25 protein-coding genes are annotated in these 26408 nt (G+C 60.8%); 9 read left to right on the top strand and 16 right to left on the bottom strand.

What is annotated here, in order from left to right:
* Nucleotides 1-51: 51 nt before the first annotated feature.
* The 7 genes from G9X68_RS13855 to G9X68_RS13825 form a co-directional block, all read right to left on the bottom strand.
* A complete protein-coding gene (locus G9X68_RS13855; RefSeq protein WP_171602833.1) occupies nucleotides 52-1059 on the bottom strand; it encodes an ABC transporter ATP-binding protein in 1008 nt (335 codons plus the stop codon).
* On the bottom strand, nucleotides 1052-2149 hold the full coding sequence (locus G9X68_RS13850; RefSeq protein WP_171602832.1) for an ABC transporter ATP-binding protein: 1098 nt from the start codon (nucleotides 2147-2149) through the stop codon (nucleotides 1052-1054). The genes G9X68_RS13855 and G9X68_RS13850 overlap by 8 nt, the downstream gene beginning before the upstream one ends.
* A gap of 3 nt (nucleotides 2150-2152) precedes the next feature.
* The gene (locus G9X68_RS13845) at nucleotides 2153-2371 is read right to left on the bottom strand and encodes a hypothetical protein (protein WP_129420277.1); all 219 of its coding nucleotides are present in this window, start codon (nucleotides 2369-2371) and stop codon (nucleotides 2153-2155) included.
* Nucleotides 2368-3321 (bottom strand): carbohydrate ABC transporter permease, encoded by a 954-nt coding sequence (locus tag G9X68_RS13840; protein WP_171602831.1) that lies wholly within the window; start codon nucleotides 3319-3321, stop codon nucleotides 2368-2370. Before G9X68_RS13840 ends, G9X68_RS13845 begins: the two co-directional genes overlap by 4 nt.
* Nucleotides 3318-4286: a carbohydrate ABC transporter permease gene (locus G9X68_RS13835; protein WP_171602830.1), complete on the bottom strand. Its 969-nt coding sequence runs from the start codon at nucleotides 4284-4286 to the stop codon at nucleotides 3318-3320. Before G9X68_RS13835 ends, G9X68_RS13840 begins: the two co-directional genes overlap by 4 nt.
* 123 nt (nucleotides 4287-4409) lie before the next feature.
* Nucleotides 4410-5735 (bottom strand): ABC transporter substrate-binding protein, encoded by a 1326-nt coding sequence (locus G9X68_RS13830; RefSeq protein WP_168313817.1) that lies wholly within the window; start codon nucleotides 5733-5735, stop codon nucleotides 4410-4412.
* Nucleotides 5736-6179: 444 nt separating this feature from the next.
* On the bottom strand, nucleotides 6180-6329 hold the full coding sequence (locus G9X68_RS13825; RefSeq protein ID WP_171602190.1) for a hypothetical protein: 150 nt from the start codon (nucleotides 6327-6329) through the stop codon (nucleotides 6180-6182).
* A gap of 86 nt (nucleotides 6330-6415) precedes the next feature.
* On the opposite strand from G9X68_RS13825, the gene G9X68_RS13820 reads away from it, so the two are divergent.
* The 5 genes from G9X68_RS13820 (at nucleotide 6416) to G9X68_RS13800 (ending at nucleotide 12983) form a co-directional block, all read left to right on the top strand.
* Entirely contained in the window at nucleotides 6416-7861 is a 1446-nt protein-coding gene (locus tag G9X68_RS13820; RefSeq protein WP_171602829.1) for an MFS transporter, read from the top strand.
* Nucleotides 7862-8138: 277 nt separating this feature from the next.
* On the top strand, nucleotides 8139-9203 hold the full coding sequence (locus tag G9X68_RS13815; protein ID WP_171602828.1) for a sensor histidine kinase: 1065 nt from the start codon (nucleotides 8139-8141) through the stop codon (nucleotides 9201-9203).
* 220 nt (nucleotides 9204-9423) lie between these two features.
* A complete protein-coding gene (locus G9X68_RS13810; RefSeq protein WP_171602827.1) occupies nucleotides 9424-9975 on the top strand; it encodes a DUF924 family protein in 552 nt (183 codons plus the stop codon).
* Nucleotides 9976-10066: 91 nt separating this feature from the next.
* Complete coding sequence (locus G9X68_RS13805; RefSeq protein ID WP_171602826.1) at nucleotides 10067-12604, top strand: mechanosensitive ion channel family protein; 2538 nt, start codon at nucleotides 10067-10069, stop codon at nucleotides 12602-12604.
* A 112-nt stretch (nucleotides 12605-12716) separates the two neighbouring features.
* Nucleotides 12717-12983, top strand: a complete 267-nt coding sequence (locus G9X68_RS13800) for a hypothetical protein (protein ID WP_168313812.1) — start codon at nucleotides 12717-12719, stop codon at nucleotides 12981-12983.
* Nucleotides 12984-13003: 20 nt separating this feature from the next.
* On the opposite strand, the gene arsK is transcribed toward G9X68_RS13800, so the two are convergent.
* Genes arsK through G9X68_RS13770 form a run of 6 tightly spaced genes read right to left on the bottom strand, consistent with a single transcriptional unit; the run spans nucleotide 13004 to nucleotide 16933 of the window.
* On the bottom strand, nucleotides 13004-14239 hold the full coding sequence (arsK, locus tag G9X68_RS13795; RefSeq protein ID WP_171602825.1) for an arsenite efflux MFS transporter ArsK: 1236 nt from the start codon (nucleotides 14237-14239) through the stop codon (nucleotides 13004-13006).
* The gene (gene arsH, locus G9X68_RS13790; protein WP_171602824.1) at nucleotides 14236-14961 is read right to left on the bottom strand and encodes an arsenical resistance protein ArsH; all 726 of its coding nucleotides are present in this window, start codon (nucleotides 14959-14961) and stop codon (nucleotides 14236-14238) included. The genes arsK and arsH overlap by 4 nt, the downstream gene beginning before the upstream one ends.
* On the bottom strand, nucleotides 14936-15358 hold the full coding sequence (gene arsC / locus G9X68_RS13785; protein WP_171602823.1) for an arsenate reductase (glutaredoxin): 423 nt from the start codon (nucleotides 15356-15358) through the stop codon (nucleotides 14936-14938). Before arsC ends, arsH begins: the two co-directional genes overlap by 26 nt.
* Nucleotides 15355-16050, bottom strand: coding sequence for an MIP/aquaporin family protein (locus G9X68_RS13780; protein WP_171602822.1), 696 nt, complete (start codon nucleotides 16048-16050; stop codon nucleotides 15355-15357). The genes arsC and G9X68_RS13780 overlap by 4 nt, the downstream gene beginning before the upstream one ends.
* The gene (locus G9X68_RS13775; RefSeq protein ID WP_171602821.1) at nucleotides 16050-16580 is read right to left on the bottom strand and encodes an arsenate reductase ArsC; all 531 of its coding nucleotides are present in this window, start codon (nucleotides 16578-16580) and stop codon (nucleotides 16050-16052) included. Before G9X68_RS13775 ends, G9X68_RS13780 begins: the two co-directional genes overlap by 1 nt.
* Nucleotides 16577-16933, bottom strand: a complete 357-nt coding sequence (locus G9X68_RS13770; RefSeq protein WP_171602820.1) for an ArsR/SmtB family transcription factor — start codon at nucleotides 16931-16933, stop codon at nucleotides 16577-16579. The genes G9X68_RS13775 and G9X68_RS13770 overlap by 4 nt, the downstream gene beginning before the upstream one ends.
* Before the next feature lie 42 nt (nucleotides 16934-16975).
* Between G9X68_RS13770 and G9X68_RS13765 the strand changes: the two genes are divergently transcribed.
* Nucleotides 16976-17500, top strand: a complete 525-nt coding sequence (locus G9X68_RS13765; RefSeq protein ID WP_171602819.1) for a DUF6428 family protein — start codon at nucleotides 16976-16978, stop codon at nucleotides 17498-17500.
* A gap of 127 nt (nucleotides 17501-17627) precedes the next feature.
* On the opposite strand, the gene G9X68_RS13760 is transcribed toward G9X68_RS13765, so the two are convergent.
* Nucleotides 17628-18611: a squalene cyclase gene (locus tag G9X68_RS13760; RefSeq protein WP_171602818.1), complete on the bottom strand. Its 984-nt coding sequence runs from the start codon at nucleotides 18609-18611 to the stop codon at nucleotides 17628-17630.
* Nucleotides 18612-18902: 291 nt separating this feature from the next.
* Here G9X68_RS13760 and G9X68_RS13755 point away from each other — a divergent pair, with 291 nt between their 5' ends.
* Both G9X68_RS13755 and G9X68_RS13750 read left to right on the top strand, forming a co-directional pair.
* The gene (locus G9X68_RS13755; RefSeq protein ID WP_171602817.1) at nucleotides 18903-19733 is read left to right on the top strand and encodes a response regulator; all 831 of its coding nucleotides are present in this window, start codon (nucleotides 18903-18905) and stop codon (nucleotides 19731-19733) included.
* A 186-nt stretch (nucleotides 19734-19919) separates the two neighbouring features.
* A complete protein-coding gene (locus tag G9X68_RS13750; RefSeq protein WP_017960878.1) occupies nucleotides 19920-21251 on the top strand; it encodes a diguanylate cyclase in 1332 nt (443 codons plus the stop codon).
* A 226-nt stretch (nucleotides 21252-21477) separates the two neighbouring features.
* Here the strand turns inward: G9X68_RS13750 and G9X68_RS13745 are convergent, their stop codons facing one another.
* Nucleotides 21478-22497 carry a GlxA family transcriptional regulator gene (locus G9X68_RS13745; RefSeq protein ID WP_168311611.1) on the bottom strand — a complete coding sequence of 340 codons (1020 nt, stop codon included), beginning with the start codon at nucleotides 22495-22497 and terminating at the stop codon, nucleotides 21478-21480.
* Nucleotides 22498-22985: 488 nt separating this feature from the next.
* Here G9X68_RS13745 and G9X68_RS13740 point away from each other — a divergent pair, with 488 nt between their 5' ends.
* The gene (locus tag G9X68_RS13740; protein WP_171602816.1) at nucleotides 22986-25778 is read left to right on the top strand and encodes a DEAD/DEAH box helicase family protein; all 2793 of its coding nucleotides are present in this window, start codon (nucleotides 22986-22988) and stop codon (nucleotides 25776-25778) included.
* A gap of 123 nt (nucleotides 25779-25901) precedes the next feature.
* Here the strand turns inward: G9X68_RS13740 and G9X68_RS13735 are convergent, their stop codons facing one another.
* Entirely contained in the window at nucleotides 25902-26102 is a 201-nt protein-coding gene (locus G9X68_RS13735; protein ID WP_168311610.1) for a hypothetical protein, read from the bottom strand.
* Nucleotides 26103-26408 lie beyond the last annotated feature (306 nt).

The following is a 26408-nucleotide window of genomic DNA, read 5'->3' as shown; positions in this document are numbered from 1 at the left end:
ATTGAGACCCGTCTGTTTGTTTTTCATGCCATCGTCATGTCTGTTTGCCGGTCAGGACAGGCGCTGTCCAGCCGCATCGAAATAAAGCGGATCACGCAGCGTCAGGCTGATTCGGTCGCCTGGCGCAATCGCCAGATAAGGATCTGCAAGTGTGACGAGCTTGTGATTGCCAGCTCTGATATGCAGATGGTTCTGGTCGCCGAGATGCTCGATCCAATCGATCTCGGCATTGGCATCCGGGCCTAAGACGATATCAAGATGTTCGGTGCGGGCGCCGACTGTTTTCGTGCCGGCCGGTGGCTGGCCGCCCGGGAGAAGGTCGGCCGGCAACAGATTGATAAGTGGCTGGCCGAGGCGGGCGGCCACATGCAGGTTGGCGGGATTACCATAAATCTCGCGCGGCGTTCCAATCTGCATCAGCAGTCCCTCGGCAACGATGCCGATGCGGTCGGCCATGGTCATGGCTTCCACTTGGTCGTGAGTGACATAGAGCAGCGTCGAGCCGAGTTCCTTCTGGATACGCTTCAGTTCCAGGCGCAGTTCGGCGCGCAGCTTGGCGTCAAGCGACGACAGCGGTTCGTCCATCAGATAGATCGCCGGCCGGCGCACCAGCGCCCGGCCGATCGCGACACGCTGCATCTCGCCGCCGGAAAGCCTGGTCGAGCGGTTCTCCAGCTTGTGGTCGATCCGGACCATGCGCGCGACTTCGCGCACGCGCCGGTCGATCTCCGCTGCACTCAGCTTACGGACCGGCGCCTTCAGTGGGAAGGCGAGGTTCTCGTAAACCGTCATATGCGGATAGAGCGAATATTGCTGGAAGACGAAGGCGACATCGCGTTCGGCAGGCGCTTCGGCGGCGACGTTGCGTCCGCCAATCTCGATGCCGCCGCTATCGGGCTTTTCGAGGCCGGCGATCAGCCGCAACGTCGTCGTTTTGCCGGCGCCGGTCGGCCCGAGCAGCACGACGAACTCGCCGTCGCGGATCGAAAGATCGAGGTCGACCAAAGCCTGGGTGTCGCCGAAGCGCTTGGCGAGGTTCCTGAGGGCGACATCAGCCATGCCGGGTCTCCTGATAGAGCGAGGATGGCACCGCGCGGCCGGACGTGCAGTCGAAGAGCGCGAGTTTCGCCGGGTTGAATTCGAGGCCGACGGTCTCGCCGATCTGGAAGCTGCGATTGGCGGGAACGCGGGCCTTGATCAGGCCCCCCGGGGTTTCCACAGCCACGACCTGATTGGTGCCGAGATATTCGGCGCCATAGACGGCGCCGCGCAGCTGCGAGGCGTCGCTGAAGCGGATATGCTCCGGCCGCACGCCGAGCGCCAGTTCGCTTTCGGCCATGTCCTGATGGATTTCGGGAACGGCGACATCGACGCCGTCGAGCAGGATGGAACGGTCGCCGCTTTTCAGGCCGGAGGTGAAGCGCATGAAGTTCATCGGCGGCGAACCGATGAAATCGGCGACATACATAGTCGCCGGCTTCGCATAGATCTCCTGCGGCGTGCCGAACTGCTCGATGACGCCATGGTTCATGACGGCGATCTTGTCGGCCATTGCCATCGCCTCATGCTGGTCATGGGTGACGTAGACGGTGGTCGCGTGGATGCGGTTGTGCAGTTCGCGCAGCTCATGGACCATGATCTCGCGGAACTCGGCGTCGAGTGTGCCGAGCGGCTCGTCCATCAGAAAGCATTTCGGACGCCGGACGATGGCGCGGCCGAGCGCCACGCGCTGCCGGTCACCGCCGGCAAGGCCCGAGACCGAGCGGTTTAGAATATGATCGATCTGCAGCAGACGCGCGGTCTCTTCGACACGCTGATGGATTTCAGCCTTGGGCATGCCCTGCGACAGCAGCGGGAAGCCCATATTTTTGCGCACGTTCATATGCGGATAGAGCGCGAAGAGCTGGAAGACGAAGGCGATGTCGCGGGCGCTGGCGCGGTTGAAGGTGACGTCCTCGCCGTCGAGATAGATCTTGCCGCTCGACGGCAGCTCGAGGCCGGCGATCATGCGAAGCGTCGTCGTCTTGCCGCAGCCGGAAGGGCCTAGAAGCGCCAGGAACTCGCCGTCATGGACGGTGAAGCTCGAATCCTCGACGGCGACGAAGCTGCCGAATTCCTTGCGGAGATTTTCGATCCGGATGTCCGCCATGGTTCACTCCGGGAATTTCGAAACGATGATGAACATGACGGTGCCTATGAGCAAGGTCACAAGCGAATAGGTATAGAGCACCAGCAGGAAGGGCTGGAACAGCATCAGGAAGCCGAGCCCGATCAGCACGGTGGCGATGGCCTCCATCGGGCCACGCCGCAGGAAGAACGGCCGTTTCGGGCGGGCAGGGGTGCGTGTGCGCGTTTCGATCAGATGGCTCATTTGCGGACGGCTCCGAAGGTGATGCCGCGCAGCAGCTGCTTGCGCAGGAGAATGGTGAAGACGAGGATCGGGATCAGGAAGATCGTCGTGCCGGCGGCGACCGCCGGCCAGTCCTGTCCGCCTTCGCCGATGATCGTCGGGATGAAGGGCGGCGCGGTCTGGGCCTCGCCCGAGGTCAGAAGGGCGGCGAAGGCATATTCGTTCCAGGCGAAGATCAGGCAGAAGATCGCGGTCGCGGCAATGCCGGTCGTTGCCTGCGGCAGCACGACCTTGCGGAAGGCCTGCAGTCTCGTATAGCCGTCGATCATTGCCGCTTCCTCGTATTCGCGCGGGATTTCGTCGATGAAGCCCTTGAGCAGCCAGACGGCGAGCGAGACGTTGACGGCGGTGTAAAGCAGGATCATGCCCAAGGCGGTGTCGGACAGGCCGAGCTCGCGATACATCAGGTAGATCGGGATGGCGACGGCGATCGGCGGCATCATGCGCGTCGACAGGATGAAGAACAGCAGGTCGTCGGCGAGCGGCACCCTGAAGCGGGAGAAGCCGTAGGCGGCGAGCGTGCCGAGGAAGACCGCCAGGAAGGTCGAGCCGAAGGCGATGACCAGCGAATTGACGAAGCGCGGCACGAAATTCGACGGGCCTGCTATCACCATGTTGCGCTTGCGCGTCACCTCATCGCAGGTGCCGACCGGTGCCGGCAGCGAGGCGATATAGTCAGGCGTCTGGCGGGTGCGCGTCGTGAACAGGTTGCAATAGCCTTCGAGCGACGGGGTGAAGACGATCTTGGGGGGATAGCTGATTGAATCCGGTGGCGACTTGATGCTGGTCAGGAAGATCCAGACGAGCGGGATGAGGGTGATCAGCGCATAGAGCACGACAATCGTGCCGGCGATGCGCTTGCTGGACAGGCTCGGTTCGACGACCGAATGGGCGGAGTTGGCGGCGCTCATCGTTGCTTCACCTTGTTCAATGCCTTGACGTAGATGTTGGCGAGGCCGAACACCGCGACGAAGAGGATGATGGCGAAGGCCGAGGCCCGGCCGGTCGCCCAGCTTTCGAAGGCGGCGCGCTTCAGCGTGATCGAGGCGACTTCGGTGACCGAGCCCGGACCGCCGCCGGTGAGCAGCGTCACCATGTCGAACATCTTGAAATTCTCGATGCCGCGGAAGAGCACGGCGAGCATGATGAAGGGCAGGGCCATCGGCACGGTGATCGACCAGAACTGGCGCCATGGCGAAGCGCGGTCGACCTCGGCCGCCTCATAGATATAGTCGGGGATCGAGCGCAAGCCGGCGAGGCAGATCAGCATCACATAGGGCGTCCACATCCAGGTATCGACGATGATGATTGCCCAGGGTGCCAAAGAGACATTGCCGAGCATCTGGATATCCGATGTCGGAATGCCTGTGACCAGCGACACGGCATAGGCGAAGAGGCCGATCTGCGGCTCGTAGAGAAAGCGCCAGAAATTGCCGACGACGGCGGGCGACAGCATCATCGGGATCAGGATGATCGTCGTCCAGAAGGCATGGCCGCGAAACTTGCGGTCGATCAGATAGGCGAGCGTAAAGCCGATCACTGTTTGCAGCACGATCGTCCAGAAGACGAAATGCGCGGTGGTCTGCATTGCCTGCCAGATATCGGGATCGTTGAGGACGCGCTGGTAATTTCCGAAGCCGACACCCAGGACCGGCGCATTCGGCCGGTTGGCGCGGTAGTTGGTGAAGGAGAGATAGACCGCCCAAAGCAGCGGGAAGATGTTGATCGCCAAGAGCAGCGTGATGGCAGGCGCAATGAACAGCCAGGCGATTGCCCTGTCGGAGAGGCCGCGGACGCGCCGGGCGACCGAGGAGGGCGTTGCCCTTACTGTCGCATCGGCTGCCTTCTCGACGATGGAGGAAGGGGAAATAGTCAAGTTTTCACCTGGCCTTTTTGGATTACTGGGTCTTTTGGGATATGGGAAATCTGGCGGCCCGGCTCGTCTGCCGATCCGGGCCGCCATCCTGCCGAGGATAGCGCGCATCAGGGATGCCACGCGTCAGATCTTGCCGTCGTCCTTGAAGACGTCGCTCCAGTCCTTCACCAGGCCATCGAGTGCTTCCTGGGCGGTGCCGTTGCCGGCGACCACGTAGTTGTGGACGCGCTTCTGCATGGCCTGCAGCAGCGAGGCGTAGCTCGGCTCGGCCCAGAAGTCCTTGACGATCGCCATCGAGTCCAGGAAGGCCTGGGCATAAGGCTGGCTCTTGGCAAAGTCCGGCGCGTTGACGACGGAGTTCAGGCAGGAAAAACCGCCGAGTTCCCACCACTTGGCCTGCACGTCGGGCTGTGCGAACCATTTGATGTATTGCAGGGCGGAGTCGCGCTTGTCGGAGTAGGAGACCACCGAGATGCCCTGGCCGCCAAGCTGGGCGAAATGCGCCTTCTCAGCCGGATTGGGGAAGAAGCCGATCCTGTCGCCGCCGACCTTCTCGTCCTTGTAGAGGCCGGGCCAGGTGAAGGCGAAGTTCATCTGCATGGCGACCTGGCCGGATTTGAAGGCGTCGGCGGATTCGACCATGTAGACGTTGGAGCTGCCGGGCGGGGTGCAGCAGTCGTAGAGGGACTTGTAGAATTCGAGGCCCTTGACCGCATCGGCCGAGTTGACGAAGCCTTCCATGTCATAGGGCTTCTGCGGGTTGTCGTACTGGAAGCCCCAGTCGTAGAGCACGTTGGTCACGCCCATGGTGATGCCTTCGGAGCCGCGCTCGGTATAGATCGAGGCGCCGTAGACGGTCTTGCCGTCGATCTCGCGCTTCTGGAAGAACTCGGCGATCTGCTTCAGCTCATCATAGGTCTTCGGCGCTGCGAGATCGTGGCCGTATTTCTCCTTGAATTCCTTCTGCAGTTCCGGCTTCTCGAACCAGTCCTTGCGGTAGGTCCAGCCGACGACGTCGCCCATCGCAGGCAGCGCCCAGTAGTTCGGGGTGTTCTTCGGCCATTCCGAGTAACCGACGACGGTCGCCGGCACGAAGTCATCCATCTTGATGCCTTCCTTGTCGAAGAAGTCGTTGAGCTTGACATAGTGGCCATTCTCGGCCGAGCCGCCGATCCACTGGCTGTCGCCGATGATGAGGTCGCAGAGCTTGCCATGGGAATTCAGCTCGTTGAGGAAGCGGTCGGCATAACTCGTCCAGGGAACGAATTCGAACTTCATCTGCGTGCCGGTCTTGGCGGTGAAATCCTTCGACAGCTCGACGAGCGCATTGGCGGGGTCCCATGCGGCCCAGCACAACGTCAGTTCATCGGCTTTGGCGAGATTGGGCAATGCCGACGACATGACGAATGCCGTGGCTAGCCCGAAAAGGGCTTTCGATGTTTTCTGCATAAGTTCCTCCCAGAACCAAGAGCCGGCTCCCCGCCAGCGTCGCATGTTCACCCACTTCAGAGAATGCTCACATGAACTCCTCAATCATCATGTTTAGCAATATGTTTAGTGATATCTATTTTTATAAACATTGCAAGCGCCAATCGTTGCTGCAATGCGACAGGCGTCGCACCACATGGGCGGATAGTTTTGGAGGCCGATCTTTTTGGCAGAACGCGAAAAATTCTTGGCGAGCGTACCGATGCAGCAACATCTGGCCTCGCTGCGACATGAATCGCACGGTATGGACTGCACGCCGCTCCCGTTTTTCCCCGGAGCGGTTCAAGCTTGGCCTCGCTTCGGTGGGGCCTTTTTCTTGAATCCCTTCTTGGGTCGATGCCGCCAGAACAGGATGATTTTAGGCCGGGTCGGCCTAAAATCTGAATCCCGTTCTACGTTATATAGTTAGAGCATGATGTCGTCCGAAAACCGCTCACACTTTTCGGCATCATGCTCTAGGTATCGGGCCGCATCGGGAATATTCCCGCGCAGTGCGAGATTTAGCCTTTCCGGCCGGATGCAACGGGCGTATTCAGCCAGTGCGCGGCTTTCCATGTCCGCGCTCCTCCGCGCGGCAGATCTCTGATCGGCTTCCTTCCCGTTTGCCTGCCGCGTCATCTTGAATTTTCATTGGCAGATCGATGACCACGGCAGAGACGAGCGAGAATGGGCAAGAGGCCGCAGGCGGCCGCCAGGCGAAGATCGTGGCACTGGTCGTTGCCGTTTCCTTCTTCATGCAGATCCTCGACGGCACGATCGTCGCCACCTCGCTGCCGCAGATGGCGGCAAGCTTTAACGTGCAGCCGGTGTCGATGAGCATTGGCATCACCGTCTACATGCTGACGATGGCCGCCTTCATTCCGCTGTCGGGCTGGCTCGGCGACCGGTTCGGCGCGCGCCGTATCTTCCTGATGTCGATCGCCGTCTTCACCGGCGCCTCGCTGTTCTGCGGGCTCTCCGGCAGCCTTGCGGAGTTCGTCCTGTGGCGCGCCGTGCAGGGGGCGGGCAGCGCACTGATGACGCCGGTCGGGCGCATTATCGTCTTGAAAAATGCCCGCAAGTCGGAACTCGTGCAGGCGATCGCACTGATCACTTGGCCGGCGCTGACGGCGCCGGTTCTCGGCCCGGTGCTCGGCGGCTTCATCACCACCTATGCCAGCTGGCATTGGAACTTCCTCATCAATATCCCGATCGGCATTCTCGGCATCGCGTTGGTGCTGCGCTTCGTGCCGGAGCGGCGCGAGACCAATCCCGGCCGGCTGGATTTCGTCGGCTTCGTCCTCAGTGCTGCCGGGCTGACTGTCCTGCTTGCCGCGCTGGAGCTTTCAGTCAAATGGCACGGCGGTCTCTTGCCGGTCATATCGATGCTGGCAGCCGGCATCGTGCTGTCGGTCATGGCGACGCGGCATTTCCTCGCCGTCGACAATCCGCTGCTCGACCTTTCGGCTTTCCGCATCCAGACCTTCTCGATGTCGACGCTGTCGGCGGGCACGGCCTGTAGGGTGGCGATCAATGCGACGCCGTTTCTGCTGCCTTTGCTGTTTCAGCTCGGCTTCGGCCTGAGCTCGATTGCCGCTGGCACCTATCTGCTCGTCTATTTCCTCGGCAATTTCAGCATGAAGGCGGTGACGACACCGCTGCTGCGCTTCTTCGGCTTTCGCACAGTGCTTGGGGTCAACGGGCTGATCGCAGCGCTTTCGATCGTCGGCTGCGGTTTCCTCTCGCCGGAGACGCCGCCGTTTTTCATCCATGCGCTGCTTTTCCTCGCCGGCCTGTCGCGGTCGATGGAATTCACCGCTTTGAACACGCTCGCCTTTGCCGATATCGGCCCGGCGCAGCGAAGCTCGGCCTCGACGCTGTCGAGCATGCTGCAGCAGGTGTCGATGCTACTCGGCGTGGCGGTGGCGGCGGCCGTGCTCAATATCGCCTCGGCTCTCAGGGGTGCCGACAATCCCGTTCTTGCCGATTTTCGCTGGGCTTTCATCTTGGTCGGCGCGATCGGCGTCGTCTCGTCACTGCGCTTCCTGCAATTGCCGGCAGAGGCAGGGGCCGAAGTATCCGGTCATCGGAAATTCCAGAAAAGTTAGCTTATTTACGGAACCAATCGGGCCGCTCGGCGTTCATGCATCTCATTTCAGGTTTTCGTTTCCCCATCTCCTTCAACGACTTCCATAGGGATACTCCCAAGTCAGGGTCATGTTCTGAAAATGCCGTCTTCCCGACATCCTCCTTCCGCGCCGCCCGCGACAAGAGCGAGGGATAACCGCTGTTTACCCCAGGCGGCCAATGCAATACGACATTGCCATGCGGACGACTCGGACGCTTGCGGGCGGTCGTCGCTGCGAGAGAACGCCGGGAGACCGAATGAGCAATTCTAGCGGCGATGCGGATGCCCTGATCCACATCCTCTATATCGACGACGACGAGGGGCTTGCCCTACTGTTGCAGAAAAACCTGCGCCGGCGCGGCTTTTCGGTCGAGTGGGCCGAGAGCGGCGCCGCCGGCCTTGCGAGACTTGGCGAAGGCGGTATCGACGCCGTCGTGCTCGATCATGTCCTGGCCGGCGAGACCGGCCTCGACATTCTGCCCAGCATCACGGCGATGCCGGATCATCCGCCGGTCATCTATGCGACAGGTTCGGACGATACCAGCATCGCGGTCGCCGCGCTGAAGGCCGGCGCCGACGATTACATGCTGAAGGGGATCTCAGCCGATTATTTCGACTTGCTCGCCGCCGCCCTCGAACAGTCGCTGGAGCGGGCGCGGTTTCGCCGCGAGACGGCGCAGGCACAGGAGGTGATCCGCCAGCAGCGCGACCTTGCAGAAATGCTGCTTGCCGAAGTCAATCACCGCATCGCCAACAGCCTCGGCCTCGTCGGCGCGCTGATCCGCATGCAATCCTCGATGACCACGGATCAAGTGGCGATCGACGCGTTGCACGAAACACAGATGCGCATCAACGCCATCGCCAGCGTGCACCGCCGGCTCTATACCAACCGGCAGGTCGGCTCGGTGCAGGTCGATGAATATCTGAACAGCCTGCTCACCGAACTCGAAACCTCGATGCGCGACGACAAGCGGCCGCACCGGATCGTACTGACCGCGCAGCCGGTCAATCTGGCGACCGACAAGGTGATCACGCTCGGGCTGATTGTCAGCGAGCTCGTCACCAATGCCTTCAAATATGCCTATCCGGACAGCGTGCCGGGCGAGATCCGCGTCATCGTCGACCAGACGGATGAGACATTGCGCGTCATCGTCGAGGATGACGGCGCCGGTTTCGACCCGTCGAGCCCGGCCAGGGGAACCGGCCTTGGTACACGCATCCTGGCGGCCATGGCAGCCAGCCTGAAATCGGATTTCGCCTATGACCCCGGGCATGATGGGACGAAGGCGACGCTGGTGTTTTCGCTGCATGAGGGGAAGTAGGACGGGCAGCGTAGGGTGTGCCGTGTGGCCCCTCATCCGCCCTACGGGCACCTTCTCCCCGAGGGGAGAAGGGGGAATGGAGATGTTGCCGCGAATCTCTTCTCCCCAGCGGGGAGAAGGTGGCGGCAGCCGGATGAGGGGCCACCGGCACGGTGTTATCCCTTTTCCTACAATAATTTACCGAAGCCGCATCATCAAGCCTAACGCCAGGGGAGGAAACATGACGACCATCCGCACGCCACGCGAAGTGTATGATTTCTGGTTCATCCGATGCGGCCGGGAGCTGTGGTTCCGTCCGCCGCCGGAACTCGACGTCGAGATCCGCGAAGGCTTCCGCGATACGCATCTGGCGCTTGCCGCAGGCGTGAGCGACGAATGGCGGGCCGACCCTGTCAGTCGGCTGGCGGCCGTCATCGTGCTCGACCAGTTTCCACGCAACATCTATCGCGGCACGGCGCTTGCCGTTGCGACCGACGGGCTGGCGCTTCGGGAAGCCAAGCTGGCGCTTGCGGCGGGTGCCGACCGCGCGGTCGAGAGCGCATGCCGCACCTTCTTCTACATGCCGTTCGAACATGCCGAAAACCTCAGCGAGCAGGAGCGTTCGGTGGAATTGTTCACCGCCCTCGGCGACGAGGAATATCGCGATTATGCGATCCGCCACCGCGACGTCATTACCGCCTATGGGCGTTTTCCGCACCGCAATGCCATGCTCGGGCGGGAGTCGACGGCGGCAGAGCGCGACTATCTCTCTACGCCCGGCGCCGGTTTCTAAGCCTTTCCAGGGAGCTTCCGCCTTTCTGTCGCCTTTCTTTACTAAGACAAGCTGGCATTCTATTCCGACGACAACCCTTCCGGAGGCGCTTTTGCGGCTGAGACCGATCCTGCTTCGCACCATTCTTCTGCTGACGCTGGCGGTCGCCGGCGCGCATTTCAAGGGTGCTGCGGCCTTCGCGCAGGAGCCGCAGGCACCGGCTGCCGCGCAGGAGGCACCGCTTACCGATACGCCGCTCGACCAGGCGACAAAGGAGATCGAAAAGGCGAAGGTCCAGCTGACGGCGCTTCAGGACGGCGCCAAGCAAAATGCCGACAATGACGATGCCCTGGTCGGGCTCGCCACCAAGGCCGACGAGCTCAGTCGCGCCGTCATCACCATATCGGTCAATCTCAGGCCGCGTTTCGACCAGATCAAGAACCGGCTTGCCGAGATCGGCGATCCGCCGAAGGACGGGCAGCCGCCGGAGGCGCAGATTGTCGCGGACGAGCGCAATGCGCTTACTGCCGAGCGCGCGCAGATCAACGCGGTGACCGGTGACGCCGAAAACCTGTCGATCGCGGTGACGAAGCTCCTCAACGAGATCATCGAGATGCGGCGGCGACTTTTCGCCGACACGCTTTTCAGGCGCACCGAGATCTCAGTCTCGGTGCTCGACGATGCCGCGAGTGCCTTCGTGCACGAGGTCAGCGAATTCTCGCAGGCTTTGTCGAGCTGGGCCTCTTTCGTCTGGAAGTTCAAGCGGTTCCCGCTGTTTGCCGCAATCTTCCTGTCGCTTGCGTCAGCACTCATCCTGTTATCCGGCAGCTATCGGCTGTTCGGCTCGTATCTGCGCCGGGACGAGGCGATCGAGAACCCGTCCTATATCGGCCGGCTGTCGATCGCCTTCTGGTCGACGTTGATCCGCACCATGGCGCTCTCGGTACTGCTCGTCACCTCGTTCTTCTTCCTCAACAGTTTCAATGTTCTGCGGCCCGACATCGCACCTGTCATCGGCGCCCTGTTCGGAGCGATCGGGCTCGTCTATTTCGTCGGCCGCTTCGTCAACGCCATCTTCGCGCCGCGCGAACCCCGCTGGCGGCTCGTCAGGCTTTCCAATCTCGGCGCTCGCTCGATCGGCTATTGCCTGCTGGCGATGGCGATCGTCAACGCGCTCGATTATCTGTTTGGTACGATCGGCGAGGCGATGGGCTCGCCGCTGGTGCTAACCGTGGTCAGGAGCCTGATTGCCGCGCTGATCATCGGCCTGATCCTGATCGCGGTCTCGTTCGGCAAGCCGATGCTGGCGAAGAACGGCGATCCCGATGCGCCGGGCCGGCATTGGCCGCGCGGCATGGGGATCATCCTGCGCGTCGTCGGCGCCGGCCTCATCCTCACCGCGCTAACCGGTTATGTCGGCCTGGCGCGCTTCATCGCCACGCAGCTCATCATCACCGGCGCGGTCGTTGCCACCATGTATGTCGGCCTGCTCTCAGGCAAGGCGATATCCCGGCAGGAAAGCTTCGCCGACACCTTCTTCGCAAGCTTCTTGACGCGCCGTTTCAAGCTTGGGCCGGTGGCGATCGACCAGGCCGGCCTGCTCGTCGGCCTTGCCATCTATGCGGTGGCGCTGCTCGTCGGCATCCCACTGATCCTGCTGCTCTGGGGCTTCCATGTGCAGGATCTGCAGCTTATCGCTTACCGACTGTTCACCGAGGTCAGGCTCGGCGGCATCAGCATCTCGCTGCTCGGCATCTGCACCGGCATCCTCTTGTTTGCCGGCGTCTACCTGCTGACGCGCTGGCTGCAGCGCTGGCTCGATGGCAATGTGATGGCCAGAAGCCATGTCGATCTTGGCGTGCGCAATTCGGTCAAGACGGGCATCGGCTATCTCGGCGTCGGCATAGCGGCGATCATCGGCGTTTCGGCGGCCGGCATCGACCTGTCGAGCTTCGCGCTCGTCGCTTCCGCACTTTCGGTCGGTATCGGTTTCGGTCTCCAGAACATCGTCTCCAACTTCGTCTCCGGCCTGATCCTGCTCGTCGAACGGCCGTTCAAGGTCGGCGACCATGTGGTTTCCGGCACGGCCGAAGGCATCGTCAAACGCATTTCGGTGCGCGCCACCGAGATCGAGACCTTCCGCAAGCAGTCGATCATCGTGCCGAATTCCGAGTTGATCAACGGCCTCGTCGGCAACTGGACGCACCGCAACAAGATCGGCCGCTCGGAAATTCCGGTTTCCGTCGCCTACAACGCTGATCCGCAGCAGGTGATGGACATCCTGCTCGAGCTGACGGCCAAGATACCGCTCGTCATGCGCAATCCGGAGCCGCATGTCGAATTCCTGCGCTTCGGCCCCTATTCGCTGGATTTCGAACTGCGCTTCTTCCTCGCCGACATGGGCGACGGTATGGCGGTGCGCAACAATCTCAGGATCGAGATCCTCAAGCGCTTCAAGGCCGAGGGCATCGAGATCCCGCTGCCACAGACCGATCTTACCATCCATCGGGAGGCTCGTCCCGCGCTTGCCGAAGCGGGCAGGGATCAACCCAACGAGCAGGAAAGCTCGGCGGACACGCTCATGGAAGAGGAAGAGCAGCCGGTGCGGCAATTGCGCAGCAAGACGGCAGACGGCAATCGGAAAGGCTGAACGGGTCATTCAGCCATCATTCACAGCTATATGTGCATGATCTCCATTATCGGGATCGCTGCCGGGGGCAGCACCGATCGTTCGAGGGGAGGGCGCGCCAGCGCCGCCGCACATGATGGCAAGATTTGCCGCCGTTCTGCTTGTCCCGCTGCTTGCCGCAACCGCGGCTGAAGCGGCATCCATCACCAACACCGATCCGGCAGCCGTCGTGCTCGTCATCACCGAGAGCGGCCAGCGCGTCGAGGTCGTGGTCGATGCCGGCGCTTCGGAAAACCTCTGTGCTTCCGGCTGCTTCATGACAACGCCCGACGGCGACCGCATCGGGCTCGACGGCGGCGAGACGATCGACATCGTCAAGGGCTCGGCCGTCGTCAAGTAGCGCCTGTCTGACTAATGCGCTCAAGCTTCTCGGGGATTGGGAACGGTTTCCGGCCCGGCAACCGGGCGCGTCAGCCGCATAATGGCGAAGAATGCGGCAACGGCGACGGTGCTGAGCAATGCAGCGATCGAAAGCGACCACGATACGCCGAGATTACCCATCAGGAAGGCGAGTGCGAACGGCGCCATCGAGGAGACGACGAGACGGACCGACATGATTTGTCCTTGCCGCTGGCCGTAGCCATCGCTTCCGAAGAGCGCGAGCGGCAAGGTTCCGTAGACGATGCTGTTAAGGCCCGAGCCGAGGCCGAAAACGACGGCGAAGACCAGCGCGCCGGGCACCGAGGGTGCGGTGGCGATGAGGATGACAAGGGCTGTCGGCAGCAGGATGGCACAGATGATCGCCAGCATGACTTGCGACAAGCTCTCGCCGAAGACCATGTTGATGAGGCGGCTTAGCACCTGTGACGGGCCGAAGAGCGTTCCGACCACCACTGCCATGGCGCCGAGGCCGAGCGCCGACATCACGGGCACCATGTGAACCAGAAGTGCCGCGTTCACGAAGCTTTCCAAAGCAAAACCCGTCACCATCAGGACAAAGGCCGGCCTGCGCATCGACGGCTGAAGGCCCGGCTCGACGTGCTTTGCGGCTTCCCCCGCCTCGCGCTTGCGCGTTTCGCTGACGCCACGGGACAGCCAGGCATGAATGGGCAGGCAGACCACGAGGTTGAGCGCGGCGAAGATCAGATAGACGTTCTGCCATGAGAGATGCGCATGCAGCGCCGTGGTGATCGGCCAGAAGATGGTCGAGGCGAAGCCGGCGATCAGGGTCAGGTAAGTGATGCTGCGCTGGGCGACCCGCGGCCTGATCTGGACGAGAAGGGCGAAGGCAGCGCCATATTGCACGAGGTTCGACGCTGTCTCGACGGCGATCAGGGCTGCGACGAAGGCGATCTTTCCCGGCGCAAAGGCGCAGGCGACAAGGGCGGCGGCGGCAATCGCCGAGCCTGATGTCATGACGCGGCCGGCGCCGAAGCGATCGATCCATCGGCCCATGAGAGGTGCTGCCAGGCCGCCGATCAGAAGGGCGGCGGAGAGCGCGCCGAAGATCCATTCCGTCGACCAGTCGAAACTCCTGGCCATATCAGGCGCGAGGATGCTGAAGCTGTAATAGAGCGTTCCGTAGCCGATGACCTGCGTCAGCCCGAGTGCGGCGATCGCGGCTACCGGCGGCCGTTCGGCGCTGACGATTGTCATAGGGATCTCAGGCTCACGCGCTGTTCGAGCTTTTCGGCTTCTTCTTTCCGCTCGCTGTAGCGGTCGGTCAGATAATTCGAGGCGTCACGGGTCAGCAGGGTGAACTTCACCAGTTCCTCGCAGACGTCGACGACGCGGTCGTAATAGGATGAGGGTTTCATACGGCCGTCCGCGTCGAATTCCTGGAAAGCTTTCGCGACCGAGGACTGATTGGGGATCGTGATCATCCGCATCCAGCGGCCAAGGATGCGAAGCTGGCCCACCGCATTGAAGGACTGGGAACCGCCGGAGACCTGCATCACCGCCAGCGTCTTGCCTTGTGTCGGCCGTACCGAGCCCACCGACAGTGGAATCCAGTCGATCTGCGCTTTCATGATGCCGCTCATTGCGCCATGCCGTTCAGGGCTGACCCACACCTGGCCTTCCGACCATGCAGACAATTCACGCAGTTCTTGGACCTTTGCGTGGCTCGCCGGTTCCGCGTCGGGCAGCGGCAGACCTTCCGGATTGAAGATCCGCACTTCGCAGCCGAAATATTCGAGCAGCCGCCCGGCCTCCTGTGCGAGGAGGCGGCTGTAGGACACTGCTCGCAACGAGCCATAAAGGATCAGGATGCGCGGCTTATGCGTCGAGAACGCCGGCCTGAGGGCATCCATATCCGGTTGATGCAAATGCATCGGGGACGCTGCAGGCAGATCAGACAATGCGCTTGCCTTCGGCATCGAGCACCTTCTCGCCGTCTTCCTTGGTGAAAGCGCCCTTGTGGGTTTCCGGCAGGATTTCCAGAACCACCTCGGACGGCCGTGACAGGCGTGTGCCGAGCGGCGTGACGACGAATGGCCGGTTGATCAGGATCGGCTGCGCGAGCATGGCGTCGAGAAGCTGGTCGTCGCTGAGTTCTGGATTGTCGAGGCCGAGTTCGCCGTATGGGGTATCCTTCTGCCGAATGGATTCCCTCACGGTGAGGCCGGCGTCGGCAATCATCCTGACCAGTTCGGCACGTGACGGCGGATTTTCCAGATATTCGATGATATCAGGTTCGATGCCAACATTGCGGATCATCGCAAGCGTATTGCGGGACGTGCCACATGCCGGGTTGTGGTAGATGGTGACGTTCATAGCTTTGCCTCTGACGACAGGGTTGATGAAGCGCCTGGCTGCAACAGCCAGGTGAAGAGGAGAAGGGCTGCGACCGCGCCTGCGATTTCGGCGATCCAGAAGCCGGGCAGATCGACCGGGCGGATGCCGGAGAAGGTGTCGGTCAGCGACCGGGCGAGCGCGACGGCCGGATTGGCGAAGGAGGTCGAGGCGGTGAACCAGTAGGCGGCGGTGATATAAAGCCCGACCAGCCACGGCACCGCCTTCTGCTCGAACTTGATGCCGGCAAGAATGACCGCCACCAGGCCGAAGGTGGCAACAACTTCGGAGAACCATTGCGCACCGCCGGTTCGAACCTTGCTCGACAATTCGACGAGTGGCAGGTCGAACATGAGGTGGGCGGCGATTGTGCCAGCCACACCGCCGGCAATCTGCGCCACGACATATCCGCCGAGATCGCGTTTCGGCAGTACGCGCGACATCGCAAAGACCAGCGAGACTGCCGGATTGAAGTGGGCGCCGGAGATCGGTCCGAGAACGGTGATCAGCACCACCAGGATGGCGCCCGTCGCCAGCGTATTGCCGAGCAGGGCAAGTCCCACATCCTCAGTCAGCGATGTCGCCATGATGCCGGACCCGACGACGGTCGCGACCAGCATGGCGGTGCCGAGGGCTTCAGCGACCAGACGGCGCGGCAAATCGAACGACGCCATCAGCCGGCCTTGGACGGTTTTGCGGTCGTGCCTTCCATGGCGCCGATCTGATGTAGGTGCGATTGCAGCGCCAGTTTGTCGATCGACGACAGCGGCAGGCTGAGGAAGGCAATGATCCGGTTCTTCAGGAAGCGAGCGGCCTGCGCGAAAGCACGGCCCTTGTCGACTTCGCTGCCCTCGACGGCAGCGGGATCCTCGACGCCCCAGTGGGCGGTCATCGGATGGCCGATCCAGACCGGGCAGGCTTCGCCATGGGCGGTGTCGCAGACGGTGAAGATGAAGTCCATCTCCGGAGCTCCAGGCTCGGCGAACTCGTCCCAGCTCTTGGAGCGAAAGCCGGTCGTGGGATAGCCCTGCGCCGCAAGTTCCTTCAACGCATAGGGATTGACCTCACCCTTCGGCTGGCTGCCGGCCGAATAGGCCTTGAACCGGCCCTTGCCTTCGGTTTCCATGATGGATTCCGCCAGGATCGAGCGGGATGAATTGGCGGTGCAGAGAAAGAGCACATTGTAAACGCGGTCTGTGGTCATTGCAGTTCCCCCTTGGTTGCAGGTGTACAGCATGCGGCTACGGCGGCAGCCGGAGCGCAGATCTCCGGGTTGCCGCCGCAGCAATCCTCCATCAGAAAACGGATCAGGCCGCCGAGGGCCTCGTAATTGGCGGTGTAGATGATCGAGCGGGATTCCCGCTGCTGGGCAATCAGGCCGGAGCGTTCCAGCTCCTTCAGGTGGAAGGAGATGTTGGATGGCGAGACTTCGGCCTTTTCGGCGATTGAGCCCGCCGCCATTCCGTCAGGCCCCGATACTACGAGCATGCGGACGATGTGCAGGCGGGTCTCCTGCGAGAGCGCACCGAATGCGACGAGGGCTTGACGTTGATCCATATTTCAATAATCCTTGAAGTGTTGAAACGAGGATTAGCTGATATGAACGTCATCGACAATAGCAAAATTCAGGCGGACGACATCAATCTTGGCCTGCTGCTCAACATACTCGCCGGCGAGAGAGACTCGCCGCTGGTTTTCTATTACGGCGGCCAACCGGTGAAGCCTGGCTATCATATCACCGAGGTCAAGGCGGGCCAATTCTCTGCGCTTGATTGCGGCGGCAATCCCGAGGCCTGGACGGAGATCTTCATCCAGCTCTGGGATATCGAGGAGGGTGACCGCACGCATATGCCGGCCGGCAAGTTCTATTCCATTATCCGCAAGGTGACGGACCATGTGCAGTTGGATGGGTCGGCCAAGCTCACCTTCGAAGTCAGCGACGGCGTGCAGCCGATGCAGCTTTACTGCGCTGCGACGCCGGTTCTCCGCGCCGGCGCCGTCCACGTTACGCTTTCGCCGCGACCGGCAAGCTGCAAGCCGCGCGATCGCTGGCTGGCAGAGGAAAACAGCAAGGCCGCGGCCTGCTGTGGGCCGCGAGCGGCAACGAGCGGTTGTTGCGCGTAAGGACATGTAAGATCGGGTGTTGGCGAGAATGCCTGGTTGGTCAGTGATCCCGCGTCAATCCTGCACGGTGCGGTCAATCAGCCCGGCATCGGTGAGGCGACATTTCCTACGTCGACTGGGATTGCCGTCAGGCATTGATTGAGGGCTGGGCATCCCACCATCTGAGCACCCGTATCGCCCGGAGCGTCACCCACCGCGAAGGCTTGCCTTGCCCGTCATCGACCTCGAACCACACCCGCCCGGCAGGGCTATCGTCGAGCGGCCAACTGCCGTCCTGCAAGCGCCGGGAACGAAGGTGGTCGATTGCCTCGCCGAGGCGCGGATCGGGGTCGGCGCCGGTCAGGATCGCGCTTGCGCGGAAATAGTCGAGCGCGCGCAAAATGTCGTAGCGCCACCGGTTCGGATGCAGGAAGTGCAGGAAGCCCTCGTCGGCCGGCTCGCCGGTGCCAAGGCGACGGAAGAGGTTGCGGGCCAGCAGAAACTCCTCACCCGTCCTGCGCGCCTCTCGAGACTGATGCGTGCCGCCGGTCGATCTCTGGTATTCCAGAAAGCCTTCCAGCACATTGATGGTGCTGGCGAAAGACGAGCGGACGGAGCCATTGATCCGCTCGCAGTTCCAGCCACCGTCGTCGAGACGCTCGCCGGCCAGCCTGTCGACGATGGGTGAGACGTCGATCCCGAAATAGGCGCCATCGGCGACGGTGCGGCCGTTGATGCACTCCTCGACTTCGCCTTCCCAATAGGGCTGGCCGCCTTCTTCCCAACGGGCGTTGGCGCCGATCAATTTGACGGTGCGCCTGGCGCAATCGCAGGCGGGATCGAGACCGAATTCGCGCAATTGCGACAGCGAGAAGGTCGTGGCCGTCCACGGCTGGCCATGCTCCTTCCACTCGTGCGGGTCGAAACCGGCGGGCAGGAAGGCGCCGCCTGCCCATTGCCCGTCCTCATCCTGGCAGGAGAGCAGTCTGGCGCCCCAGCCCTCGGTCTCGACTTTGGCCCGCTCAGTCATCCATTCCCGCTCCGGAGCATCGAGCAGGTCGCGCATCACCTGCCATCGGATCGACGGGTCGGAGTCGAGAAGCCATGCGATCACCGGGTCGGATTGGATCATGGGCGAACCTGTCGGCGGGTCGGGGTCGATGGCTCGTTTATAATCGCTTCGGCTGAGCAGTGCCACCCGGACAGGTCCACGGGAAATCGTCTAACGGTTGTCGGCGAAAGCCTTTTCGATGCCGAGCATGCGGCGTTTCGCGCCTGATTTCTTAATCATATCCGCAAAGAAGTCGGAGACGGCCCCCTCGGGCGGCCTCTTCATTTATATCAGGCCCGCCGATTAATAATTATTCAAATCAATCGATGTATCGATTTGATCCGGGTACATATTTTACATCAAAGGTTTGCTATGGCGTTTCTAGGTATTTCGGGGATGCAATATTCCGGAGAAATGTTTGCCGGTGCGCGTATTATTGTCGCGGAAGATTCCAACGTATTCACCTCGATGATCAGCAAACGCCTCAAGGAGCTGTTCGACATTGATGTCGAGATCTGCCGCAGCTTCGAGGATCTGCAGTTTTCCTACGACAAGTCTTCCGATCCGATCACTCTGGCGATCTCGAACATCAACCTGCCCGGTGCCGAAAACGGCGAAGCGCTCGAATATCTGGTCGATCTCTCCATCCCGACCATCGTTTTCACCGGCACCTTCCATGAAAACATGCGCGACAAGCTGATGGCCAAGGATATCGTCGACTATATCCTCAAGGACAATATCTTCGCCGTCGATCTTCTGGCGGAATCGATATGCCGCTTCCTCACCAATCATCGCCACCACGTGCTGATCGTCGACGATAGCGCGACCGCGCGCGCTTTGCTGTCGAGCCGGCTGAAGCGCTACAATTTCCGTGTCAGCGTCGCCGAGAGTGGCGGCAAGGCGTTGGAAATCCTGAAGACCAACCGCGATATCGGCCTTGTCATCACCGACTACAACATGCCCGACATCGATGGCTTCGAACTGACGCGGCGCATCCGTGCCAGTATCGGCTCGCACGAACTGCGCATCATCGGCGTTTCCTCCTCCTCGAACCGGCTGCTTTCGGCACGATTCCTGAAGGCCGGCGGCAATGATTTCATGCTGCGTCCCTTCATCGACGAGGAGTTCTACTGCCGCGTCAACCAGAACCTCGATACGCTGCTGCAAATTCAATCGATGCGTAAGGAACGGGCGGTTGCCTGACGGCCCTTCCAGTATCGGTATCGCCAGGGGGGCGGAAATGACGGTCGAGGACAGTCGTCGAATTTATGCAATTACAAGTAATGGCACCATTATTTGTCCCCTTCACGCGCACAGGCCTGTCGGTTATCGTCCCCGCCGGGGAGAGGGCCGAGTCGCGCCCGTCAGACGTATGGGGGAGTAGCGGCTGTGGCTTTTCAAGCGGATTTTCAGCGGGATGGCATCGGGTTACGCTCCGGCGGGCTTAAAATACTTCTGGTTGAAGATTCCCGGATGTTTTCCGCGGTGCTCTGTCACCGGTTCCAGACGGAACTCGGCCTTGCCGTCAAATCCTGCCCGTCGCTGAAGGCTCTTCGCAAGGAACTTGCCGACGACGCTCACGGCTACACCATGGCCGTCGTCGATCTCAACCTGCCGGATTCGCCCTATGGCGAAGCGCTCGACTGCACGATCGAGCACGATATCCCGGCGATCGTCTTCACCGCGACATTCGATCTCAACACGCGCAACAAGATCATGGAGCGCAATGTCATCGATTACGTGCTGAAGGACAATGAATTCGCGCTCGACAATCTGGTCGCCACCGTCCGGCGGGCGATCTCCAACCGCAAGACGCGGGTGCTCGTCGTCGACGATGTCGTCTCGGCGCGCCAGGTGCTCGTCGACCTCCTGAAGGCACAGCAATATCTCGTCGTCGAGGCAAATTCGGGGCTCGAGGCGCTGGCAGCGCTCGAGGCCTATAGCGATATCGAGCTCGTCGTCACCGATCATCACATGCCCGATATGAGCGGCTATGAACTGACGCGGCGCATCCGCCATCGCTTCGGTTCGGACAGGCTGCGCGTCATCGGCGTTTCCTCCTCCAACGACCGCATGCTTTCGGCGAGTTTCCTCAAGGCCGGCGCCAGCGATTTCGTCTACCGGCCCTTCGTCGCCGAGGAGCTGCAATGCCGAATCGCCAACAATGCCGAAACGCTGGCGCAGATGCGGCAGCTGAGGGCAGCGGCGGCCTGCGACTATCTGACCGGCCTCTATAACCGCCGCTATTTCTACGACAACGGCCCGAAGCTGGTGAACGAGTGCCTACGGCTGAAGGTGCCGAGCTCCGTCGCCATTCTCGATATCGACCATTTCAAGCGGCTGAACGATACCTATGGCCACGAGATCGGCGACAAGGTGCTGAAGGCTGTCGCAAACAGGCTGTTCACGATCTTCGAGGGCAGCGACAATCTTCTCTCGCGGCTCGGGGGTGAGGAATTCGCCATCCTCTTCCCGCAGATGGATTCGGCAGCCGCGACCAAGCTCTGCGACGAGATCCGCTCGGACATTTCGCGGCTGAAGGTCACGGCCGACGACGAGGAACTCGGCGTCACGATTTCGATCGGCATCGCCGAAATCGCCGGTTACGAAACCTTCGAGAATTACCTCAACGCCGCCGACCAGTTTCTCTACATGGCAAAACACAGGGGCCGCAACCAAGTCTATTCCGACGCCAGAATGACGGAAGAGGCGGCGCAGTAGAGTTTGCCTGATCTTTGGATAGGTGGTTTGGACTGGCCGCTTGACGTCTGACGTCTGACGTCATCCTCGGCCTCGTTGCCGAGGATCTGCTACATATCAAAACACGAAACGGCGGTGGATGCTCGGGACAAGCCCGAGCAAGACGGAAGAGGGGTTAGTGCCCTCATCAGAATCTCAAAGGCGGCTGAGTGAGCTGCCTCTCTCTTTTTCTTCAGCGGTGGTTATCTCAAGCCGCAACCGCCTGTCTTGCGGTCGCCATGGTCATCTTGCGCTCGGCGCGCTCCTGCTGCGGCGAACGATGGTAGAGTTCGCGATAACACTTGGAGAAATGCGAGGCCGAGACGAAGCCGCAGGCGACAGCGACCTCGACGACCGGCATCGAGGACTGCACCAGAAGGTGGCGTGCGCGGTCGAGGCGGATTTCCAGATAGTAGCGGGCCGGCGAGCGTCCCATCTCCTGGCGGAACAGCCGCTCGATCTGGCGGCGCGAGAGGCCGGCGCCGTCGGCGATCTCGATCAGCGACAGCGGCTCGGCGAGATTGCCTTCCATCAGCTCGATGATCGACAGCACCTTGGCGTTCTGCACGCCGAGGCGGGCGCGCAGCGGCAGACGCTGGCGGTCGTGCGGGTTGCGCACGCGGTCCGTCAGGTGCTGCTCGCAGATGCGGTTGACAAGGCTTTCGCCGAAATCTTCGCCGACGAGGTTCAGCATCATGTCGAGCGAGGCGGTGCCGCCGGCGCAGGTGTAGAGATTGCCGTCGATCTCGTAGAGATCGGCATAGACCTCCGCCTGCGGGAAGGCTTCCGAAAAGCCCGGTAGGTTTTCCCAGTGGATGGCGCAGCGCTTGCCGTTCAGGAGGCCGGCCTGGGCAAGCACATGCGCGCCCGTACAGAGGCTGCCGACGGCAACGCCGCGATTGTAGCATTCACGCAGCCAGGCATTGACCGATTTGTTGTTGAACTCTTCGACATCGATGCCGGAACAGACGAGCACCATGCCCGGCCGGTTTTCACCGCCGAGATGGCGGCGTTCCTCGGCGAGCGAGGAATTGGCCTCGACGCCGATGCCGCAAGACGAATAGACCTTTTCCCCGTCGACGGAGGTCAGCCGCCAGGTATAGGCCTGATAGCCGAGCATGCGATTGGCGATGCGCAACGTGTCCACGGCCGCCGAAAAGGGCAGCATGGTGAATTGCGGTACCATAAAGAAGACCAGTGAACGCTTCTTGATCTGCATCCTGTTCATAGCGAAATCCATGCTCGAGGGCGATGATACATTCGTTGCGCGGAATGCGTCGCGCCGATGTCCTGAAAGCGACACTGGCATGGAAAAATGCGGCCGGGAAGAGCAAATATGCGACATCACTGACGATTTGGCCGCTCAAACCGTCGGAATGGCCGCCGGCAGGCACATGACAGGATGATAGGCAACTGAAATTCAATGTTGAAAATGGGTTTGGAATAGGACGGTCAGGCCACGAAAAAGGCGGCGTTGCACGAGGCAGGCGCCGCCCTTATCTTGGGAGGAATGTCGCATTCATTACATGGTCCGGTGTTTGCTGTCGTCCGTGCTCGGGCAGTCCGTCGTTGAGAAATCTCGTCAAAAGGCGCGTGGGAGAAAATGACAGCCGTTGCATGACACGCGCTAAGATGGTGCAGTGTTTCCAGCAAAGGCATTTCCGCCGCAGCTTCCACAACGACTCGTCACGTTTGATCCCCAAAAGGCAGCAGTGAATGAAGGACCTCGCTTTCCAAGGCACGTGGCGAACATATCAGCAGAAGATACTCGATGATCTGGCAAATCTCATAGGCGAAGACGGATTGCATATCGTCGCGGCACCCGGGTCAGGCAAGACGATTTTAGGCCTTGAAGTGATGCGCAGGCTCGGCGAGGCGACTTTGATCCTCGCACCCAGCAAGACCATCCGGGACCAATGGGCGCAGCGGCTGCGGATGATGTTTCTGCCGGCCAATGTCGCCGAACCGGACTGGATTTCCCATGATTTAAGAGCGCCGGGCGCTGTCACGATCATAACCTACCAGGCGCTGCATGCGGCGTTCTCGGGCCATACGTCCGACGAAGAGACCCTCGACAGTGAAGAGGAGGGCAGCGACGGGGCGCAAGCCGGCGAACCCGGCAAGCAGGAGACAGAGAAGGCGAGAAAGAAAATCATCGCGAAACTGCGTGAGGAGAAGGTTCGCACGCTTGTGCTCGATGAAGCGCACCATCTTAGAAACGAGTGGTGGAAAGCGCTGACTATGCTCAAGGAAGCATTGGGCAAGCCCACCGTCGTCGCGCTGACAGCTACGCCTCCATATGATGTCGATCCCCAGGAATGGGACCGCTATCAGGCTCTTTGCGGGCCGATCGATGGTGAAATTTCCGTGCCGGAACTCGTATTGCAAGGCGACCTTTGTCCGCATCAGGATTATGTCCATTTCAGCCTGCCGAGCACGCTGGAAGCACAGAAACTCGCGGAATTCCGCGCTGAGGTCGGGGACTTCATCGAGACGCTGCTCAAGAGCGCAGAATTCAAGCAGGCAATTCTGCGTCACCCGTGGATCACGCAGCCGATCGAAAATGTGGAGCATATACTGGATGATGCCCGCTTTTTATCCAGCATGCTGATTTTTCTCAATTCGCAGTATGTCGATCTGCCGCAATCGACTCTCGATATTCTCGATGTCAAGGCGCGCGAAATACCGGATCTGACGCTTGAATGGATAGAGGCGCTGCTGAACGGCGTCATCTACACCTATCGCGATGATTTCGGAGAGGCGGAACAGATAATCCGCTACCAGCAAGAGAGGTTGAGGGAAATCAAGGCCGTGGACCACGGCAAAGTGCGACTGACCGATCCGCGATCGGTTCAGAAGCTGCTGGTGTCGAGTGTGAGCAAGCTCGACGCGATCGTCGATATAGCCCGGCTCGAAAGCGTGTCGATGCGTGACGAACTCCGTATGGTTATCCTCTCCGACTATATCAGGAAGGATACGCTGCCGACCTCCGCCGCAGACCTTCCGCCTCTCGGGAGAATGGGCGTCGTCCCTATCTTCGAGACCCTGCGGCGGTCCGGACTCGATCTCAAGCTTGGAATTCTGACGGGGAGCATGGTTCTCATTCCGGCGGGGTCGAAAGCAATTCTTGATGAGATCGCAGACCATCTTGGCATAGGCGCGGAGCATATGCGTTATCAGCAGGCGGCGTTCGATGCTGGTTTCGTCAGCGTGGAACTCGAAGGCGAGCGGAGCCGCAATATCGTTCATATGATCACCGAACTGTTCGGTCGCGGCGGGATCACGGTTCTGGTCGGCACCCAGGCTTTGCTGGGGGAGGGATGGGACGCACCCTCCGTAAACACCTTGATCCTGGCAAGTACGGTGGGTTCATATGTACTTTCCAATCAGATGCGGGGGCGTGCCATTCGCATCGACCCTCAAAAACCTCAGAAAACTGCAAACGTCTGGCACCTGGCGGTGATCGACCCTGAAAAGCTTGAGCAGCGAATACCGCTGCGCTTCGGGAGGAAATCGACCGACAGAAAAGCGCCCGACCCGTTCGACACTATGACAATAGACCTGGGCAGCGACGTCGACGCGCTGAAACGCCGGTTTTATGCGTTTGAGGGGCTGTCCTTCGGCGAGCCTCCACTGATCGAAAGCAGCTTTCAACGATTGATGCTGGGCTCAGCACGGTGGAACGCGCGGGGTGTCGATGACATCAACACAATGATGGAGCGGTGGGCCATCGACCGTCAATCGCTGAAAGCACGTTGGCATAGCGCGCTGCGCAGCAAACGTGCCGTTGCGAGGATGCAGGAAACATTGGAAAGCAACTATGCCCCCAAGGGGCTGGTTAATTGGAACACGACAAAATTTCTGTTTGCACAGAGCGCCGCGATCGCCGGCATGATCGTGAACGGATTCTTGCACGGCTTGCGGGGGGCGCATATTCGATCGCTCCAACAACTCGAGTTAGTCCTATTCGTTGTGTTCGCGTTGCTGGCCATCTTCAGTTTGCCGGGCGCGCTCAAGGCGGGCCGGTTGCTGTTGCGCAACGGCTCGCTGGAGGGGAGCATGAAGCAGGTGGGGACAACCGTTCTGGAGGCGCTGCATCATATTGGCGTCATAAAGACGGAATTGGGAAAAATAAGCGTCGAGGCAACGCTCGACGAAAACGGCATAATTTACTGCCGGCTTGAGGGCGCAACCACGATCGAACGATCCCGCTTTCTCGACGCCCTGCGAGAGGTTCTGGTTCCCCCACAGAATCCGCGCTACATCGTCGTGAGGCGGTCCACATTCTGGCGGCTGAAGCGGGTGGATTATCACGCAGTCCCTTCGCTCATCGGCCGGAAGAGAGAAGATGCCGTGTATTTCGCCAAGCTCTGGAATCGTTATGTCGGTGACTCCGATCTCATCTACACACGCAGTGTGCAGGGCCGGCTGATACTGCTCCAGTTCCGCGCGAAATCATTCGCTTCGGCATTTACCAGGAAAACCGATAGAGTTAGCCGTTGGGAGTGATTGGAAAAGCTGAAGAGCCGAGTACGCCGCGACCGACAGAGCGATCCTGCGGATCAGGCCGCGAAAAAGGCGGCGTTGCACGAGGCAGGCGCCGCCCTTATCTTGGGAGGAATGTCGCATTCATTACATGGTCCGGTGTTTGCTGTCGTCCGTGCTCGGCCAGCCGATGTCCTTGCGGATATCGAAGGGCATGGCTTCAATTTCGCGGGCGGTCTGCCAGCGTGTCCAGGCGAGCACGAGCTTGCGGGCATAATGTGCCAGATCGAAGCGGCTTTCGCTGGAGGTGAGGGTCTTGCCACCACCCCGATAGGTGAGCGTGGTCATTTTCCGGTTCCTTTCTTGGGTCGGGGACATGGTCGTCGTTGGGAGGTTCGTCCACGTCCATGATCCTAATATGGACCCCGGGCACTCATCATTCAAACGAATAGAACTTATGGATAACATCAGGGATATTGAATGATCGTTGCGTGCCCGGCGGCCGTCGATGACACGTTTTGCTGTCTTTCCAACCGACGATACCCCCGGGCTTTCCACGCAGGGGATAGCAAATTCGCAGCTGAGCATGATGCCGAAAACCTGGCGGCTATCGGCTCCGATTCTTGATAAATCCGGGTTCAGATTTTTGGGCTG

Origin of the sequence: Rhizobium changzhiense (assembly GCF_013087625.1) — a bacterium.
In the GTDB taxonomy this organism is placed as follows: Bacteria; Pseudomonadota; Alphaproteobacteria; order Rhizobiales; family Rhizobiaceae; genus Rhizobium; species Rhizobium sophorae.
This window is presented reverse-complemented; position numbering and strand designations above follow the sequence as displayed.

Excerpts from the sequence above, each read along its gene's own strand:
- G9X68_RS13855 (WP_171602833.1), bottom strand. The coding sequence starts at position 1,059 with ATGGCTGATGTCGCCCTCAGGAACCTCGCCAAGCGCTTCGGCGACACC.
- G9X68_RS13850 (WP_171602832.1), bottom strand. The coding sequence starts at position 2,149 with ATGGCGGACATCCGGATCGAAAATCTCCGCAAGGAATTCGGCAGCTTC.
- G9X68_RS13845 (WP_129420277.1), bottom strand. The coding sequence starts at position 2,371 with ATGAGCCATCTGATCGAAACGCGCACACGCACCCCTGCCCGCCCGAAA.
- G9X68_RS13840 (WP_171602831.1), bottom strand. The coding sequence starts at position 3,321 with ATGAGCGCCGCCAACTCCGCCCATTCGGTCGTCGAACCGAGCCTGTCC.
- G9X68_RS13830 (WP_168313817.1), bottom strand. The coding sequence starts at position 5,735 with ATGCAGAAAACATCGAAAGCCCTTTTCGGGCTAGCCACGGCATTCGTC.
- G9X68_RS13825 (WP_171602190.1), bottom strand. The coding sequence starts at position 6,329 with ATGGAAAGCCGCGCACTGGCTGAATACGCCCGTTGCATCCGGCCGGAA.
- G9X68_RS13820 (WP_171602829.1), top strand. The coding sequence starts at position 6,416 with ATGACCACGGCAGAGACGAGCGAGAATGGGCAAGAGGCCGCAGGCGGC.
- G9X68_RS13815 (WP_171602828.1), top strand. The coding sequence starts at position 8,139 with ATGAGCAATTCTAGCGGCGATGCGGATGCCCTGATCCACATCCTCTAT.
- G9X68_RS13810 (WP_171602827.1), top strand. The coding sequence starts at position 9,424 with ATGACGACCATCCGCACGCCACGCGAAGTGTATGATTTCTGGTTCATC.
- G9X68_RS13800 (WP_168313812.1), top strand. The coding sequence starts at position 12,717 with ATGATGGCAAGATTTGCCGCCGTTCTGCTTGTCCCGCTGCTTGCCGCA.
- arsK (WP_171602825.1), bottom strand. The coding sequence starts at position 14,239 with ATGACAATCGTCAGCGCCGAACGGCCGCCGGTAGCCGCGATCGCCGCA.
- arsH (WP_171602824.1), bottom strand. The coding sequence starts at position 14,961 with ATGCCGAAGGCAAGCGCATTGTCTGATCTGCCTGCAGCGTCCCCGATG.
- arsC (WP_171602823.1), bottom strand. The coding sequence starts at position 15,358 with ATGAACGTCACCATCTACCACAACCCGGCATGTGGCACGTCCCGCAAT.
- G9X68_RS13780 (WP_171602822.1), bottom strand. The coding sequence starts at position 16,050 with ATGGCGTCGTTCGATTTGCCGCGCCGTCTGGTCGCTGAAGCCCTCGGC.
- G9X68_RS13775 (WP_171602821.1), bottom strand. The coding sequence starts at position 16,580 with ATGACCACAGACCGCGTTTACAATGTGCTCTTTCTCTGCACCGCCAAT.
- G9X68_RS13770 (WP_171602820.1), bottom strand. The coding sequence starts at position 16,933 with ATGGATCAACGTCAAGCCCTCGTCGCATTCGGTGCGCTCTCGCAGGAG.
- G9X68_RS13765 (WP_171602819.1), top strand. The coding sequence starts at position 16,976 with ATGAACGTCATCGACAATAGCAAAATTCAGGCGGACGACATCAATCTT.
- G9X68_RS13760 (WP_171602818.1), bottom strand. The coding sequence starts at position 18,611 with ATGATCCAATCCGACCCGGTGATCGCATGGCTTCTCGACTCCGACCCG.
- G9X68_RS13755 (WP_171602817.1), top strand. The coding sequence starts at position 18,903 with ATGGCGTTTCTAGGTATTTCGGGGATGCAATATTCCGGAGAAATGTTT.
- G9X68_RS13745 (WP_168311611.1), bottom strand. The coding sequence starts at position 22,497 with ATGAACAGGATGCAGATCAAGAAGCGTTCACTGGTCTTCTTTATGGTA.
- G9X68_RS13740 (WP_171602816.1), top strand. The coding sequence starts at position 22,986 with ATGAAGGACCTCGCTTTCCAAGGCACGTGGCGAACATATCAGCAGAAG.
- G9X68_RS13735 (WP_168311610.1), bottom strand. The coding sequence starts at position 26,102 with ATGACCACGCTCACCTATCGGGGTGGTGGCAAGACCCTCACCTCCAGC.